The organism is Streptomyces sp. RerS4 (genome assembly GCF_023515955.1).
Classification (GTDB): domain Bacteria; phylum Actinomycetota; class Actinomycetes; order Streptomycetales; family Streptomycetaceae; genus Streptomyces.
The window spans coordinates 3,561,240-3,577,248 of sequence record NZ_CP097322.1; the positions used below are offsets into that span (position 1 = coordinate 3,561,240).

15 protein-coding genes and 2 pseudogenes are annotated in these 16,009 nt (G+C 71.8%); 9 read left to right on the plus strand and 8 right to left on the minus strand.

Translation table 11 applies throughout. From position 1 onward, the window contains the following. Window positions 1–125 precede the first annotated feature (125 nt). Both M4D82_RS16430 and M4D82_RS16435 read left to right on the plus strand, forming a co-directional pair. Window positions 126–2,334 (plus strand): annotated as a pseudogene (locus M4D82_RS16430) (SpoIIE family protein phosphatase). Between the two features lie 19 nt (window positions 2,335–2,353). Next, window positions 2,354–3,436: an AI-2E family transporter gene (locus tag M4D82_RS16435; protein ID WP_249766771.1), complete on the plus strand. Its 1,083-nt coding sequence runs from the start codon at window positions 2,354–2,356 to the stop codon at window positions 3,434–3,436. A gap of 17 nt (window positions 3,437–3,453) precedes the next feature. Here the strand turns inward: M4D82_RS16435 and M4D82_RS16440 are convergent, their stop codons facing one another. Further along, window positions 3,454–4,425 carry a pirin family protein gene (locus M4D82_RS16440; RefSeq protein ID WP_249766772.1) on the minus strand — a complete coding sequence of 324 codons (972 nt, stop codon included), beginning with the start codon at window positions 4,423–4,425 and terminating at the stop codon, window positions 3,454–3,456. A 175-nt stretch (window positions 4,426–4,600) separates the two neighbouring features. Here M4D82_RS16440 and M4D82_RS16445 point away from each other — a divergent pair, with 175 nt between their 5' ends. Beyond that, window positions 4,601–5,056: a hypothetical protein gene (locus M4D82_RS16445; protein ID WP_249766773.1), complete on the plus strand. Its 456-nt coding sequence runs from the start codon at window positions 4,601–4,603 to the stop codon at window positions 5,054–5,056. Here the strand turns inward: M4D82_RS16445 and M4D82_RS16450 are convergent. From M4D82_RS16450 to M4D82_RS16470, 5 genes are all read right to left on the minus strand, one after another. Next, complete coding sequence (locus tag M4D82_RS16450) at window positions 5,040–5,414, minus strand: hypothetical protein (RefSeq protein WP_249766774.1); 375 nt, start codon at window positions 5,412–5,414, stop codon at window positions 5,040–5,042. The two genes, M4D82_RS16445 and M4D82_RS16450, sit on opposite strands and share 17 nt — an antisense overlap. A 110-nt stretch (window positions 5,415–5,524) precedes the next feature. After that, window positions 5,525–6,484 (minus strand): ArsR/SmtB family transcription factor, encoded by a 960-nt coding sequence (locus M4D82_RS16455; RefSeq protein ID WP_249771864.1) that lies wholly within the window; start codon window positions 6,482–6,484, stop codon window positions 5,525–5,527. A 29-nt stretch (window positions 6,485–6,513) separates the two neighbouring features. Continuing rightward, window positions 6,514–6,972 (minus strand): SseB family protein, encoded by a 459-nt coding sequence (locus M4D82_RS16460; protein WP_249766775.1) that lies wholly within the window; start codon window positions 6,970–6,972, stop codon window positions 6,514–6,516. Between the two features lie 48 nt (window positions 6,973–7,020). After that, entirely contained in the window at window positions 7,021–7,212 is a 192-nt protein-coding gene (locus M4D82_RS16465; protein ID WP_249766776.1) for a DUF397 domain-containing protein, read from the minus strand. Next, window positions 7,193–8,044 (minus strand): helix-turn-helix domain-containing protein, encoded by an 852-nt coding sequence (locus M4D82_RS16470; RefSeq protein ID WP_249766777.1) that lies wholly within the window; start codon window positions 8,042–8,044, stop codon window positions 7,193–7,195. Before M4D82_RS16470 ends, M4D82_RS16465 begins: the two co-directional genes overlap by 20 nt. Window positions 8,045–8,162: 118 nt before the next feature. On the opposite strand from M4D82_RS16470, the gene M4D82_RS16475 reads away from it, so the two are divergent. Both M4D82_RS16475 and M4D82_RS16480 read left to right on the plus strand, forming a co-directional pair. Then, the gene (locus tag M4D82_RS16475; RefSeq protein ID WP_249766778.1) at window positions 8,163–8,369 is read left to right on the plus strand and encodes a hypothetical protein; all 207 of its coding nucleotides are present in this window, start codon (window positions 8,163–8,165) and stop codon (window positions 8,367–8,369) included. Beyond that, window positions 8,366–8,734, plus strand: coding sequence for an ATP-binding protein (locus M4D82_RS16480; protein ID WP_249766779.1), 369 nt, complete (start codon window positions 8,366–8,368; stop codon window positions 8,732–8,734). The genes M4D82_RS16475 and M4D82_RS16480 overlap by 4 nt, the downstream gene beginning before the upstream one ends. On the opposite strand, the gene M4D82_RS16485 is transcribed toward M4D82_RS16480, so the two are convergent. After that, window positions 8,651–9,088: a winged helix-turn-helix transcriptional regulator gene (locus tag M4D82_RS16485; protein WP_349637072.1), complete on the minus strand. Its 438-nt coding sequence runs from the start codon at window positions 9,086–9,088 to the stop codon at window positions 8,651–8,653. The two genes, M4D82_RS16480 and M4D82_RS16485, sit on opposite strands and share 84 nt — an antisense overlap. Before the next feature lie 95 nt (window positions 9,089–9,183). Between M4D82_RS16485 and M4D82_RS16490 the strand changes: the two are divergent. The 4 genes and pseudogenes from M4D82_RS16490 to M4D82_RS16505 form a co-directional block, all read left to right on the plus strand. Then, window positions 9,184–9,840: pseudogene (locus tag M4D82_RS16490) on the plus strand (NADPH-dependent F420 reductase); the annotation flags it as partial. 155 nt (window positions 9,841–9,995) lie between these two features. Then, window positions 9,996–11,822 carry an acyl-CoA dehydrogenase gene (locus tag M4D82_RS16495; RefSeq protein WP_249771868.1) on the plus strand — a complete coding sequence of 609 codons (1,827 nt, stop codon included), beginning with the start codon at window positions 9,996–9,998 and terminating at the stop codon, window positions 11,820–11,822. 135 nt (window positions 11,823–11,957) lie between these two features. Continuing rightward, window positions 11,958–12,704, plus strand: coding sequence for a hypothetical protein (locus M4D82_RS16500; RefSeq protein WP_249766781.1), 747 nt, complete (start codon window positions 11,958–11,960; stop codon window positions 12,702–12,704). 96 nt (window positions 12,705–12,800) lie between these two features. Next, window positions 12,801–14,096: a M18 family aminopeptidase gene (locus tag M4D82_RS16505; RefSeq protein ID WP_249766782.1), complete on the plus strand. Its 1,296-nt coding sequence runs from the start codon at window positions 12,801–12,803 to the stop codon at window positions 14,094–14,096. Window positions 14,097–14,115: 19 nt separating this feature from the next. Here the strand turns inward: M4D82_RS16505 and M4D82_RS16510 are convergent, their stop codons facing one another. Beyond that, window positions 14,116–15,954: an NHL domain-containing thioredoxin family protein gene (locus tag M4D82_RS16510; protein WP_249766783.1), complete on the minus strand. Its 1,839-nt coding sequence runs from the start codon at window positions 15,952–15,954 to the stop codon at window positions 14,116–14,118. Window positions 15,955–16,009: the final 55 nt, after the last annotated feature.

The following is a 16,009-nucleotide window of genomic DNA, read 5'->3' on the forward strand; positions in this document are numbered from 1 at the left end:
GTTCTACGCGATACCAGGGTGGATTCAACCCTCACAAGGTTACCGTCCGGGCGCACCGCCGTGCGGGCGTGCCCGCGGGCCCCGCGAACAGGCGGCACCGTCGGATGACCTGTAAAGATGACCATGTGCGCACCGAGGACGTCCTGGCCGCCATCGCGACCGGTCTGTGGCGATGGGACAACGCCTCCGGGACGGTCACCCTCGACGGCGAGGCCGCCCGGCTGCTCGGGCTGCCCCCGGAGCCCGTCGTCCTGCCCGAGGTGGCGGTCCGCTCCCGCTTCCACCCGGTGGACTGGAACGAGATCAACGGCATCGTCACCCTCGCCGTCGCCGAGGGCACCCTCGCGGAGGCCCGCCTGCGGATCATGGACGTGGACGGCCGCGTCCTGCGCACCGTACGCAGCCGCTCCAAACCGGTGGAGAACCGTACGGCGGAGGGCCGCAGCGACTACGAGCTGATCGGCACCCTCCAGGAGATCGCCGAACCGCAGCCCGGCACCACCGCCGTGCACACCCCCATCACCGGCGACTGGCGGCGCTCGCGCGAGGCGTTCCTGCTGGACGCGGGCCGAGCGCTGGCCGAGGCGCGCTCCACGGCGGAGGTGCTGCGGGTGGCGGCCTCGCTGTCCATGCCGGGCTTCAGCCCGGACGGGCTGGCGGTCTTCGGCGTCGCGGGCGACCGGCTGTCGGTCATCGGCCACCACGGGCACGGCCCCGGGGACGAGGGCCCCTTCGCCAGCATGGGGCTGGACACGGACTACCCGGCGGCGGAGGTCGTCCGGACGGGACGGGCGATCTACCTGCCCTCACCCGAGGAGTACAAACGACGCTTTCCGGCCACCTGGCCGCTCGCCCAGCGCTTCGGCCGGATCTCCTGGGCCTTCCTGCCGCTGATCGTGGCCGGGCGCACGATGGGCGCCTGGATGGCCGCGTTCAAGCACCCGGTGACCTTCTCACCCGACGAGCGCTCCGTCCTGACGACGGTGGCCCGGATGCTCGCCCAGGCCCTCCAGCGGGCCGGCGTGGCCGAATCCGAACGGGAACTCACCACCGGCCTCCAGCGGTCGATGATGCCCCAGCTCGGCCCCGAGATCCCGGGCATGACGATCGCCGCCCGCTACGTCCCCACCGGCGGCGGCCTCCAGGTCGGCGGCGACTGGTACGACGCGATCCCGCTGCCGTCGGGCCGCTTCGCCCTGGTCATCGGCGATGTGCAGGGGCACGACGTACGGGCCGCCGGGCTCATGGGGCAGCTGCGGATCGCGGTGCGCGCGTACGCCTCCGAGGGCCACCGGCCCGACGCCGTCCTGTCGCGGGCCTCCCGCTTCCTCGCCGGACTCGGCGCCCCCCAGGACGGCACCGGCACGGACGACCCGGACGCGGACTTCCACAGCCCGCGCTTCGCGACCTGCCTCTACGTCGAGTGCGACCCGAAATCCGGGCTGCTGGAGGTGGCCCGCGCGGGCCACCGACCCGGTGGTGCGCATGGCCGACGGCACGGTCATGATGCGGCCCACGGCGGGCGGCCTGCCGCTCGGCATCGTCCCCGACACCGACTACCCCACGACCCGGTTCACCCTGGAACCCGGCGAGACGATGATGCTGTGCACCGACGGGCTCATCGAGACGGGCGGCCACGACCTCGACACCGGCTGGGCCCGGCTGCGCGCGATCCTGGAGTCCGACCCCGACGAGCACCCCACCACCGCCGGCATCGCCCCCGCCGGCCACCTCGAACGCCTCGCCGACCTGCTGGTCCAGGCCGTCCACGGCCCGTCGTCCCACCACACCACCGGCCCGCTCGCCGACCGCCGCGAGGACGACATAGCCCTCGTGCTGCTGCGCCGCGAGGGCCCCGACTGCGGCTGCGGCGTCCTCACGACGCACCCGGCCCGGCCCGCCCGGCGCACGATGCTGACCGTGGCGCAGGCGGAGCCGGAACGGATCTCGGGCGCCCGCCGGCAGATCCGGGAGCTGCTGCACGACTGGGCGGACCCGGAACAGGTGGACGCGGCGGTCCTGATGGTCTCCGAGATGGTCACCAACGTCCTCGTCCACACCGACGGCGACGCGCTGCTGGTCGCGGAGGCCGCGGGCGAGCTGGGCACGCGCCGGCTGCGCGTGGAGGTCGCGGACGGCAGCGACGAGCTGCCGCACAAGCGCCACCCGGGCGAGATGGCGTCGAGCGGGCGCGGTGTGCTGCTGACGGAGATGCTCGCCGACACCTGGGGTGTGGATCCGCGCGGCGAGGGCAAATCGATCTGGTTCGAGCTCTACGAACGCTCCAAGCCGTTCGAGGACGCCATGGACGACGTAGACCACGTAGACCTCTGAAAGGTAGGTGGCCCCGGCCATGCCGACCCCTCTGCTGCCCGATCCGGTCCGTCGGGCCGCCGCGTGGTGCGCGGTCTTCCTGCTGGTCACCGGTGTGCTCGCGGTCGGCGTGTGGCTGTGCGTGGTCCTCAAGAGCGTCGTGACGCCGGTGCTGCTGGCCGTCCTCGGTACCGCCCTGCTCGGCCCCCTGCACCGGCGGCTGGTCCGCATGCGGGTCAGCCGGTCCCTGGCGGCGGCGATCACCTGCCTGGCCGTGGTCGCGGTCGTCGGCGGGGCGATCTACGTCGTCACCCTCGCGCTGATCGAGACCGGCGACCAGATCATCGCCTCGCTGACGCGCGCCGGCGCGAGCCTCGCCGAGCACTTCGGGGCGGCGGGCACCTCACTGGAGGACCTCGCGGCCAACTCGCGGGAGCTGCTGACGAAGTTCGGCAGTACGGCCGCCTCCGGCGTGGTCGCCGGGATCAGCGTCGTCGCCGCGATGATCGGGACCGCGCTGCTGGCCCTCGTGCTGATCTTCTTCTTCCTGCGCGACTCCGACCGGGCCGTGGGCACGCTGCGCGCCATGGTCCCGAGTCGCTCGGGCGACATCGCGGAGGCCATGGGCCGGCGCGCCTACGGGGCCGTCGAGGGCTTCATGCGCGGCACCACCTTCGTGGCCCTGATCGACGCCGTGCTGATCGGGATCGGACTGCTGGTGCTGCGCGTGCCGGGCGCGCTGGGGCTGGCCGCCCTGGTGTTCGTGACGGCCTACATCCCCTACCTCGGCGCGTTCCTGTCCGGCGCGGTGGCGGTCCTGGTGGCGCTCGCCGACCGGGGCTGGGTCATCGGCCTGTGGGTACTGGGCGTGGTGCTGGCGGTCCAGGTGATCGAGGGGAACGTGCTCCAGCCGGTGGTGCAGAGCCGCACCGTGCAGATGCACCCGGTGGTGGTGATGCTGGCGATCACGGCCGGGGCGAGCGTCGCCGGGATCCTCGGCATGCTGCTCGCGGTACCGCTCGCGGCGGCCGTCTTCGGGGTGCTGTCGGAGCTGCGGGGCCGCTACACGACCCCGCCGCCCGGGGCGCCGGACCCGGCCACGCCGGGTCCGAGTCGCCCCTGAGGCGCTCCCGGTGAGCCCTACAGCCCGCCCTCGGACATCCCGTGCACGGCCGGGATCGTGCCCAGGCGGCCCTTCTGGAAGTCGTCGAACGCCTGCTGGAGTTCCTCGCGGGTGTTCATGACGAACGGTCCGTAGTGGGCCATGGGCTCCCGGATCGGCCGGCCGCCGAGGAGGACGACCTCCATGTCCGGCGTGTGGGAGTCCTGCTTCTCGTCCGCGCGGACGGTCAGCGAACCGCCGGAGCCGAACACGGCCGTCTGGCCCAGCTGGATCGGACGGCGCTCGGCGCCCACCGACCCGCGGCCCGCGAGCACGTACGCCAGTCCGTTGAAGTCCTCCCGCCACGGCAGGGTGACCTCCGCGCCGGGTGCGAGCGTCGCGTGGATCATCGTGATCGGCGTGTGCGTGATGCCGGGGCCCTGGTGGCCGTCCAGCTCACCGGCGATGACGCGCAGCAGCGCGCCGCCGTCGGGGGTGGTCAGCAGCTGGACGTTGCCGCCGCGGATGTCCTGGTAGCGCGGCGCCATCATCTTGTCCTTCGCCGGCAGGTTCACCCACAGCTGGAGGCCGTGGAAGAGACCGCCGGACATCACCAGCTGCTCCGGCGGGGCCTCGATGTGGAGGAGGCCCGAGCCGGCGGTCATCCACTGGGTGTCGCCGTTGGTGATGGTGCCGCCGCCACCATTGGAGTCCTGGTGGTCGAAGACCCCGTCGATGATGTAGGTGACGGTCTCGAAGCCGCGGTGCGGGTGCCAGGGGGTGCCCTTCGGCTCACCCGGCGCGTACTCCACCTCGCCCATCTGGTCCATCATGATGAACGGGTCGAGGTACTGGTAGTTGATCCCGGCGAACGCGCGGCGCACCGGGAATCCCTCGCCCTCGAATCCCCCCGGAGCGGTGGTGACGGCCAGCACCTTGCGCGCGGTGGCGGCCTGCGGCTCGGCCACGCGGGGAAGGGTCAACGGGTTCTCAACAGTCACTGCGGGCATGGTCAGGACCTCCTTCTGGCGTCGAGTTTAGTTGAAACTCGAACTTTCTGCCACACCGCACAGAACAGCGCACCCGCCCAGGGCATTCCCGGGCGGGTGCGCGGCATTTATTCATCCGTACATGACAACCAGCCGGGGTCCCGGCGGAGTCTTCCCTGACATGGAGGAGACCCAGGTGACCCCTGAAACCGAGCCCGCGCCCGAGCCCGCGCCCCGGAAGCGCTGGAGCCCGCCGGCCCCGCTCCGCGTCCTCGGACGGGCCGCCGCCGTGACCGCCGCGATGACGGCGGTCGGCTACGCGGCCAACCGCTGGGCGGCGACCGGCCTGCCGCTGGAACCCCTGCCCGGCTCGCCGTGGCCGTACCTCACCGCCTGGGCGGTGCTGACGTTCCTCGCGTGCCTGTTGCTCCAGTGGGCCACGTCCGGCATCGACTACGACGGCCGCTGGCAGATGATCGTCGTCCCGATCTTCGCCGGCATCCGCCTCTCCCTGGCCTACCACCCGGACCCGACCCTGCTGTACGCGTACGGGCTGGCGGGCCTGGCGGTGGGAGCGGCGGGCATCGCCTGGTGGCGCCGGCGCGCGGGCGTCGACCGCCAGGGGTCGCCGGCGCCTAGCGGTCGGAGATGAGGATGGAGTTGATCGGCGAGAGGTTCTCCGGCCAGCCGTCCCCGGGGCGCATCTTGGGGAGGCAGTCCGTGCCGTAGGAGGTGCGGCACAGCTGCACCGTCCAACCGTCGGTCTGGTTGTTGTAGACGATGTGCTGCCCCTCCCAGCCGTAGATCCGGTGCACGCCCTTGCTCCAGAACGTCTTCGACGGCGCCTGGTACCAGTTCGTGCCCGGGTAGAAGCAGACCGCCCCCGACGGGCAGCCGAACGAGTCGGCGGCCTGTGCCGGCGCCGCCGCCAGGATTCCCGTGCCCAGTGCCAGTGTCGCGGCGGCCGCGAACGCGGCGGCCTGCGTACGGATCGATGACGTACGGGCCATCACTGCCTCCTCGGTAGGTGGGCGGAGGATTCCCCCGTGGATCCCCCGCCACGGCGATACTGCGCCGCGCCCCACCGGTGCCGCGATGCTTTCGGTCGTGCCCGAAAGGATCAGCCTCCGCTGCGCAGCAGGTCGACGCCCAGGCCCGTCGCCGCGTGGAGGACCGCCTTGCCGTCCCGCCGCGTGGTGATCAGCCCGGCGGCGCGCAGCGTGCGGGTGTGCTCGGAGACGGACGGGAGGCTGATGTCCAGGTCCCGCGCCAGTTCGCTCGTCGTGCGCTGGCCCACCAACGCCTGGAGCAACGCCGCCCGCGTGCGCCCCAGCAGCGCGTCCAGCGCGCCCCCGCCGGCGCCCGTCTCCACCAGCGGCAGCGGCGTCAGCGCCGGGTAGATCAGCAGGTACGCGCCGTCGGGCCCGTCCGGGCCCTCCGCGAGCAGCGGGCGCCCCGTCCAGAACGGCGACGGCATCAACGTCAGCCCCCGACCGCCGAGGAGCACCTCGTACGCGGGCGGCCGGTCGAATTCCAGGACCGTGCCCGACCACCGAGCCGCCGGGTGGGTACCGGCCAGGCACGCCTTGATCCCGTGGGCGGCCAGCAGCCTGGTGCGCCAGGCGACGTCGGCCCGGAAGGACTGCCGGATACGGGGCCACTGCGGGACCACGACGGCCTCGTACGCGGATCGGATCGCCCCGTCGAGCAGTTCCCAGGCGTCCCGGTCCCCGCCCCACAGCGCGCGCAGCCAACCCGGGCCGCCGGGCGCCCGCGCGGCGGCCGTGCGCAGCTGCTCGGGGGTCAGCCGGGCCCCGGCCTCCCGTACGGCCGCGAGGCCCTCCTCCAGGTCGGGTGCGAACGGCTCGACGAACTGCGGGTTCTGGCCGTCCGGTCGCAGGAGGTCCAGCAGCGGGCGGACGGCGCCGGGCAGTTCACGACCGACGCGCAGCCGCCACCGTCCGAAGACGGCCTGTTCGTCGGTGCGCTGGGCGGCGACGAGCGCCATGGCCGTCTCCACGAGCGGCAGCGGTTCGGCGGCGAAGGTGACGTTGAACAGGTCCTCCGCCGTGAAGTGCACCCTGAGCAACGCCCACCCCCCAGCTCCGCCTAGCCGTACATGCGGCGCATCGCGAAGTCGACCATCTGCTCGACGGCCTTCGCGTCGAACACCATCCGGTGGTCGCCCTCCATGTCGAGGACGAAGCCGTAGCCGGTGGGCAGCAGATCGATCACCTCGGCGCCGGTGATGACGAAGTACTTGGACTCCTTGCCGGCGTACCGGCGGAGCTCCTTGAGCGTGGTGAACATGGGGATGACCGGCTGCTGCGTGTTGTGCAGGGCCAGGAACCCGGGGGTCTCGCCGCGCGGGCAGTAGACCTTCGAGGTCGCGAAGATCTGCTGGAAGTCCTCGGCGGACAGGGACCCGGTCGTGAAGGCCCGTACGGCGTCCGCGAGCGAGGGCGGAGACGGCTCGGGGTACAGCGGCGGCGCCTGCCCGTAGCCCGGCTGGGGCTGCTGCGGGGCGTACTGCTGCTGGGCACCCGGGTTCTGGTCGTAGCCGTACATAGGCCGAAGCCTACCGAGGCCGTGGGCCGCCAGTAGGCCGAGTTCCGGTCACCCGGCCTTGATCCCGTCGACGAAGGGGACCCAGGCCGCCGCCGAGACCACCAGAACGGGCCCGCCCTGGACCTTGGAGTCCCGCACGGGGACGACCCCGCTGACCCCGTCGGCCACCTCGACGCAATTGCCGCCATCGCCATTGCTGTAGCTGCTCTTGCGCCACACCTCAGTCCCGTTGCTTGCCATTTCTGTACTCCTCAGCAGCTTGCTCGATCAAGGCAAGGGACGCCTCTGGCGACAACGCGGCGGCCCTGAGCCGATCGTATGACGTGCGATACCTCTTCACGAGGGCCGGATCGTCCACGGTTTGGCCGTGATACGGCCCTTCTGTGTACGCGAGCGGCGGCTCGTCCTCGAAGTCCATGAGCATGAGCGGAAGCCCCAGGAACGGCTGGATGCCAGAACTCCACAACAGGACTTGTGGAACGATGCGGCGTCGCCGTGCCAGGGCAGCGATGTGGTCGAGCTGATCGGCCATCTCCCCCGGCGGCAGCAGCGGCTGACGCACCAGGCACTCGTGCAGGATCGTCCAGTACTCCGGCCTCTTCGGATCCTCGAACAGAGTCGCCTGCTGCATGCGGGCACGGACCTTCGCGTCCACCTCCTCCACGAGGTCCAGCGGATGAGTGGCGTGGATGACCGCCCGCGCATAGGGGGCCGTCTGGAGCAGACCGGGGATGAGCGCGTTGCTCCACTCCTCGATGTTCCGCGCCCGCACCATCGCCTCCGCGACCGGCGCGAAGTACTCCGCGTGCGCGCCACGCCGCGCCTTACGAACGTCCTCGCAGCGCCGCGAGAAGAACCCATCGGTCTTCAGCACCTTGTCGACATGGATCGCCAGATCCTGCGGCATCCGCCGCCGGGCCCGCTCGATCTCGCTCAGGTACGTAGCACCGTAGAAGCTGTCCTCCACCGTCTCCTGGAGCGTGAGGCCTGCCTGCTCCCGCCTCCAGCGCAGCTCCTTCCCGTAGAACTCCGGGACGCTCGCCGAGCCGTCAATGTCCTTACGTGCGACCACAACCGCCCGCCCTTCCACACCTCGCACTGTGGAACCGAAAACCCTTCCCACGGTACGCACTGACGCATCAGCCTGTGAGGGCTTCGTCACAGTCAGTCCGCACCGGAAGGGTCCCCCCATGAGCGAGCACGCCTACGACCGTGAGGCCATCGAGTGCCTCGACGCGCTCCGCGCCGCCCTCGGACGGCACAACATCACGCTCCCCTCCCTCGACCTCCACCTCCTCTCCTACGCCGGCAGCTACCGCACCCCGCCGCTCATCGCCCTCGGCAACTGCAACGTGGCCACCGCCCGTGCCCTCGCCGCCGCCCTGGGCGAGCGGTGAACGGGCTCACCATCCGGCTGCTCGCCGTCCCCCAGGCGGCCCCCCTCCTCCGCCACGCCGTGCGCGAGCACCTCGGGGTCGGGGCATCCCCGGACGCGGAGCTCTGCGTCAGCGAGCTGCTGGCCAACGTGATCACCCACCTCGGCGAAGGCACGCCCGTCACCCTGCGGATCACCGGAAGGGCAACCCGTACGCGGGTCGAGCTCACCGATCCCGATCCGCGTGCCTGGCCCGTACTCCGCCAGGCAGGGGGCGACGACGAGTCCGGGCGGGGGCTGGCCCTACTCGACGCCGTCGCGAGCCGCTGGGGGGTGCGCCGGGAGGCGACCGGCAAGACCGTCTGGGCGGAGCTCCCGCATCCCTGAAACCCGGTCCTGCGCGTCGAGCACGTCGTCCGCGTACCGCGCGGCCCACTCGCCCATCGCCCGCATCGGGGTGAGGAGCGCCGTACCGGCCTCCGTCAGGGCGTAGTCGACTCGCGGCGGGGCCTCGGCGTAGGGGCGGCGCTCGACCAGGCCGTTGTACTCCAGTCGCCGCAGCGCCTCGTTCAGCACCTTCGGGCTGATCCCGCCGATCCGTGCCACGAGCGCGCGCGGTCGCATCGGGCCGGTCACGCCGAGCGTGAAGACGACGACGCTGTCCCAGCGGTTGGCCAGCACCTCGAAGGCGACGCGCGCCCGGCAGTCCGCCGTGTACGTGAGGTCGGGGAGCTTCTCCATGGCCGCCATCCTGCCCCGGTCGATGGACACCGGACGGTGTGCGTCGACCTCCGTAGCGTCGGGCCACCGAACGAAGAAACGGGAACGAGCAGGAGAGGTGGGCAACCATGCGGATCGGTGTCATGGGTACGGGAGCGATGGCGGCGGCCCTGGGCGGGGCATGGGCGCGGGCCGGGCACGAGGTGTTCGTCGGCGGCCGGGATCGGGCGGCGGCCGAGGCGCTCGCCGGGCGGATCGGGGCGGCCGGGTACGGGTCGCGGGGCGCGGCGGCGGAGCACGGGGAGGTGGCGCTGCTCGCCGTCCCGGCCGGGGCGGCTCCGGCGCTGGCGGCGGAGCACGCGGCGGCGCTGGTCGGGCGGACGGTGGTGGACTGCACGAACCCGCTGGACCCGGGTCCCGGCGGGGTGATGCTGTCCACCGGCCCGGGGGAGAGCGTGGCCACCCTGATCGCGGCGGCGGCGCCCGGCGCGCACGTGGTGAAGGCGTTCAACATGGCCCACTTCAGCGTGTGGGAGCGGCCGCCGGGCGCCTTCGGCGCGAGCCGGCCCGCCGTGCCGTTCTGCGCGGACGACGCGGGGGCCGCCGGGCGGGTCGTGGAGCTGATCGAGTCGATGGGGTGGAGCCCGATGCCGGCGGGCGGGCTGGAGCGGGCGGCGTACGTGGAGGCGACGGCGGCGTTCGCGATCGGCGTGTGGTGGGCGGGCGGTTCGCCGCGCCTGGCCTTCCCGGAGCCCCCGGAAGGCGCCGCCTGACCCCCGACTCCAGGTTTTCTCCGGCGTTTCTGGCTTGACGCTGGTCACAGTCGTCGATGAAGGCTTGCGCCTTATTACTGGTGGGTAGCATCATGACGTTACCGATTGGTATGTACGAGGAACCTGTCTCCCCGAGCCTTAACGGAGCCGTCGCCATGGGGCACTACAAGTCGAATCTCCGCGACATCGAGTTCAACCTCTTCGAGGTACTCGGCCGCGACAAGCTGTACGGCACCGGTCCCTTCGAGGAGATGGACACCGAGACCGCCAAGACCATCCTCAGCGAGATGACCAAGCTCTCCGAGAACGAGCTGGCCGCCTCCTTCGAGGACGCGGACCGCAACCCGCCGGTCTTCGACCCGACCACGAACACCGCGCCCGTCCCGGCGTCCTTCAAGAAGAGCTACAAGGCCTTCATGGACTCCGAGTACTGGCGTCTGGGCCTGCCCGAGGAGATCGGCGGCACCACCTCGCCCCGCTCCCTCATCTGGGCGTTCGCCGAGACGATCCTCGGCGCGAACCCGGCCGTCTGGATGTACTCCTCCGGCCCGGCGTTCGCCGGCATCCTCTTCGAAGAGGGCAACGAGGCGCAGAAGAAGGTCGCGCGGATAGCCGTCGAGAAGCGCTGGGGCTCCACCATGGTCCTCACCGAGCCGGACGCCGGCTCGGACGTCGGCGCCGGCCGCACCAAGGCCGTCCAGCAGCCCGACGGCTCCTGGCACATCGAGGGCGTCAAGCGCTTCATCACGTCCGGTGAGCACGACATGGAGGAGAACATCCTCCACTACGTCCTCGCCCGCCCCGAGGGCCACGGCCCCGGCACCAAGGGCCTGTCGCTCTTCCTCGTCCCGAAGTTCCACTTCGACTGGGAGACCGGCGAGCTGGGCGAGCGCAACGGCGTCTACGCGACGAACGTCGAGCACAAGATGGGCCTCAAGGCCTCCAACACGTGCGAGATGACCTTCGGCGACCAGCACCCCGCCAAGGGCTGGCTGATCGGCGACAAGCACGACGGCATCCGCCAGATGTTCATGATCATCGAGTTCGCCCGGATGATGGTCGGCACGAAGGCCATCGCCACCCTCTCCACCGGCTACCTGAACGCGCTGGAGTACGCCAAGGAGCGCGTGCAGGGCCCGGACCTGGCGAACTTCATGGACAAGACCGCACCCAAGGTCACCATCACGCACCACCCCGACGTGCGCCGCTCGCTCATGACGCAGAAGGCGTACGCCGAGGGCATGCGCGCCCTCGTGCTGTACACCGCCTCCATCCAGGACGCGATCCAGGTCAAGCAGGCCGCCGGTGAGGACGCCTCCGCCGAGATCGGTCTGAACGACCTGCTCCTGCCGATCGTCAAGGGCTACGGCTCGGAGAAGTCCTACGAGCAGCTCGCCCAGTCGCTGCAGACCTTCGGCGGTTCCGGTTACCTCCAGGAATACCCGATCGAGCAGTACATCCGGGACGCCAAGATCGACACCCTCTACGAGGGCACCACGGCGATCCAGGGCCAGGACTTCTTCTTCCGGAAGATCGTCCGCGACCAGGGCGCGTCGCTGAACATCCTCTCCGAGACGATCAAGAAGTTCCTCGCCGAGGGCCCCGGCGGCGACGACCTCGCCCCCGCCCGCGACGCCCTCGCCAAGGCCGCCGTGGACCTGGAGGCCATCGTCGGCCAGATGATCGTCGACCTCACCGCCACCGGCGAGGACGTCAAGAACATCTACAAGGTCGGCCAGAACACCACCCGCCTGCTCATGGCCTCCGGTGACGTCGTCGTCGGATACCTGCTGCTCAAGGGCGCCGCCGTGGCCGCGGAGAAGCTGGCGACCGCCTCCGCCAAGGACGTCGCCTTCTACACCGGCAAGATCGCGGCCGCGAAGTTCTTCGCCGCCCAGGTCCTGCCCGGCGTCTCCGTCCAGCGCGCGCTGGCCGAGACCGTCGACAACTCCCTCATGGAGCTCGACGAGGCCGCCTTCTAGGACGATCGCCGGGCCACCGCGGCCCCGCCGATCACACGCGTACGCGGTGTACGTACGCACAGTGGCCGGACCCCGCCTGTCGGGGGTCCGGCCACTGTTGTCGTGTTGTCGGTGGTTCGTGGCACGCTCGTAGACATGAGCCCACAGGACCAGAACCACAGCAGGGGGTATTCCGTCCCCACCGGGCGGCCGTACGCCCTCAAGGAGCTCCAGTCCGCCGTGGGCTCCGTCGGCGACCGGATCAAGGACCTCTACGACGGCGCGCACCCCGCCGAGTACGACCCCGTGGCCGACGCCCTCTACGTGGCCTTCCAGACGGCCGCCGGCCTCGCCCCCGCCAAGAGCTACACCGGCTGCCCCGAGCACCCCAACGGCGCCCTCGACCCCGAAGCGCCCGAAGGCTGGGGTCGCTGCCTGATCTGCAACGACCGCCGCCGCCTCGGCCGCCGGCTCCAGGGCGGCCGGCAGGCCGGCCCCGCCCCCGCCGCCCTCGGCGAACAGCGGCGGCTGGGATATCCGGTCCCGGAGGGCCCGTACAGCCTCGACATGCTGCGCCGCTACCTGCGCAGCATCGACGAACAGCGCTTCCACCTCACGCTCGGCTCCCCCGACCAGGACTTCGTCCGCATCGCCGACGACCTCCACCGTGCCTTCATCGTCGCCCGCGAGCTGTCCCGGCCGCGCAACGCGTCGGGATGCTCCGAGCATCCCGGCGCCCCCATCGACCCCGATGCTCCCCCCGGTGAGGCCTGTATCTTCTGCGCCGGACGCAAGAGACGCGCGCAGCGCCCGCCGCAGACCCCCGAGATGCTCCCGCGCATCCGCCGGGGCGAGCGCAGGCAGCTCCAGCGCCGCTTCGAGCGGCCGTCGGGTGGAAAATGACGGGGTCACAGGCCGAATGGCCCCCGCCCCCCGACCCCTTCGGCCATCCGCCGCAGTCCGGCCAAGGCGAACACGAATGTCGTTAAGGTGACACACATGAGCTCTCCCGCCCGCTTCGACCGCGGCCACACCGACGACCTGATGACCTTTCTGACGGCGTGTCCGTCGCCGTACCACGCCGTGGCCGACGCGGCCGAGCGGCTGGAGAAGGCAGGCTTCAGCCAGTTGTCGGAATCGGACGCCTGGGACGCGGGCACCGGAGGCCGCTTCGTCCTGCGCGGCGGCGCGATCATCGCCTGGTACGTCCCCGAGGGCGCGGCGGCGCACACCCCGTTCCGCATCATCGGCGCGCACACCGACTCCCCCAACCTGCGCGTCAAGCCCCTGCCGGACACCGGCTCCCAGGGCTGGCGGCAGGTCGCCGTCGAGATCTACGGCGGCACCCTCCTCAACACCTGGCTCGACCGCGACCTCGGCCTCGCCGGCCGGCTGACGCTGCGCGACGGCACCGAGCGCCTGGTGAACATCGACCGCGCCCTGCTGCGCGTCCCCCAGCTCGCCGTGCACCTGGACCGTTCCGTCAACACGGACGGGCTCAAGCTCGACAAGCAGCGCCACATGCAGCCCATCTGGGGCCTGGGCGACGCCCGCGAGGGCGACCTCATCGCCTTCCTGGAGGAGGAAGAGGGCCTGCCGCAGGGCTCCGTGGCCGGCTGGGACCTGATGGTCCACTCCATCGAGCCGCCCGCCTACCTCGGCCGCGACCGCGAACTCCTCGCCGGGCCGCGCATGGACAACCTCATCTCCGTCCACGCGGGCATCGCCGCCCTCGCCGCCGTGGCGACCTCCGGCGCCGCCCTGGACCACATCCCGGTCCTCGCCGCCTTCGACCACGAGGAGAACGGCTCCCAGTCCGACACCGGCGCCGACGGCCCGCTCCTGGGCAACGTGCTGGAACGTTCAGTCTTCTCCCGCGGCGGCACCTACGAGGACCGGGCCCGCGCCTTCGCCGGCACCGTCTGCCTGTCCTCCGACACCGGCCACGCCGTCCACCCCAACTACGCCGAGCGCCACGACCCTTCGCACCACCCCCGCGTCAACGGCGGCCCGATCCTGAAGGTCAATGTCAACCAGCGCTACGCCACCGACGGCACCGGCCGCGCGATCTTCGCGGGCGCGTGCGAGCGGGCCGGAGTGCCGTGGCAGACGTTCGTCTCCAACAACTCCATGCCCTGCGGCACGACCATCGGCCCCATCACGGCCGCGCGCCACGGCATCCAGACCGTCGACATCGGCGTCGCGATCCTCTCGATGCACAGCGCCCGCGAACTGTGCGGGGCCGACGACCCGTACCTCCTCGCCAACGCCCTCCTGTCGTTCCTGGAGGGCTGAGCGCGGCGCCCCGTCCTTCCTACTCGTCCATCCCGGCGAGGACGAGGGGGAGGCGGGCCGCGCCGTCGGCGGTGACGACGACCGGGACGCCCCAGTCCTGCTGGTGGACGTGACAGGCCGGGTACTCGTTCGCCGGGTCGTCGTCGCAGGAGGCGGCCATCGCCGACACGTGCAGGACGCCCTCGCTCAGGTCCGGGTTCAACACCAGGTCCCGGAACAGGTCCGTCCCGGCGCCCTCCCCGCCCGCCAGCAGCTCCGGCGGGGTCGAGGAGACCAGCAGGCGCGTGGACGGCCCGTAGCGGGTGTCCAGCTTCTGTCCGGCGGGCGCCTGGAACACCACGTCGAGGCGGAGCGTGCCGGGGGCGACCTCGGTGGCGGCCCGCCGCGTGCGGTGGGCGACCGCGTCGACCCGTACGGCCTCCTCGGGCAGCCGCAGCCGGGTCAGCCGGTGGCGGGCGGACTCGACCACGACGATGTCCTCGCCGACCAGCACGGCGTCGCTCGGCTCGCGCAGATCGGTGGCGAGGGTCGAGACCTGGCCGGTGGCCGGGTCGTAGCGGCGCAGCGCGTGGTTGTACGTGTCGCAGACCGCGACCGAGCCGTCCGGCAGGGCGGTGACGCCCAGCGGGTGCTGGAGCAGCGCCTGCGCGGCGTCGCCGTCGCGGTGCCCGAAGTCGAACAGCCCGGAGCCTACGGCGGAGCGGATCACGTATCCGCCCTCCGCTGCTTCGACATACCGCAGGGCGCTGGTCTCGGAGTCGGCGATCCACAGCCGGTCACCGGCGGCGGCGAGCCCGGACGGCTGGGCGAACCAGGCCTCGGCGGCGGGCCCGTCGACCAGCCCCTCGTTGGTCGTCCCGGCGGCCACCTGGACCGTCCCCGCCTCGGGGTCCCACGTCCACAGCTGGTGGACGCCGGCCATGGCGATCCACACCCGGCCCTGCCACCAGGCGACGTCCCACGGCGAGGACAGGTCCACCTCCAGGGCGGGCCCGGACGTCGGGGACCCCTGCCACCACTGCCGCCCGGTCCCGGCGACGGTCTCGACGGCCCCGCTCTCGGGGTCGAACACGCGCAGCGCGTGGTTGACGGTGTCGGCGACCACGACCCGGCCGTCGGGCAGCAGCGCGAGCCCCTGCGGCTCGCTGAAGGCCTCCGGCCCGAATCCGCGCTCGCCGCTGCCGATGCGTCGTACGACGCTCTCCCCGTCCGGGGCCAGCTCCACGAGCTGGTGCCGCGTCGAGTCGGAGACCAGGAGGTTCCCGGACGGCAGCACGAGCGCCTTCCCGGGGAACCGCAGGTCGGTCGCGACGGGCTCGGGCGCCACGTACGGCCCGTCACCGCGCCGCAGCGTCCCCTTGGCCTCGTGCTCGGCCTCCAGCTCCTCCACGAGGCGCGCGATGGCGTGCGCGTGCCCCTCACCGGCGTGCTGCGCGACGACGTACCCCTCGGGGTCGATCACCACCAGCGTCGGCCAGGCCCGCACGGCGTACTGCTTCCAGGTCACGAGCTCGGGATCGTCGAGCACGGGGTGGTGCACCTCGTACCGCTCGACGGCGTCGACCACGGCCGCGTGGTCCGCCTCGTGCACGAACTTCGGCGAGTGCACCCCGATGATCACGACGGTGTCGCGGTGCTTCTCCTCCACCTCCCGCAGCTCGTCGAGGACGTGCAGGCAGTTGATGCAGCAGAAGGTCCAAAAATCAACGATCGTGATGCGTCCTCGCAGGTCGGCGAGGGTGAGCTCCTTGCCACCGGTATTGATCCATCCCCCCTTCCCGACCAACTCGGGAGCACGGACACGGGCACGTCGGCGGGGCGCGGGCGCGGGGGTGGGCGCCGGGGCAGCATCGTTCATCCTTCAAGCTTGCCATCCGGGTATGAACGGCGGATCACACACGACCCGAACCGGA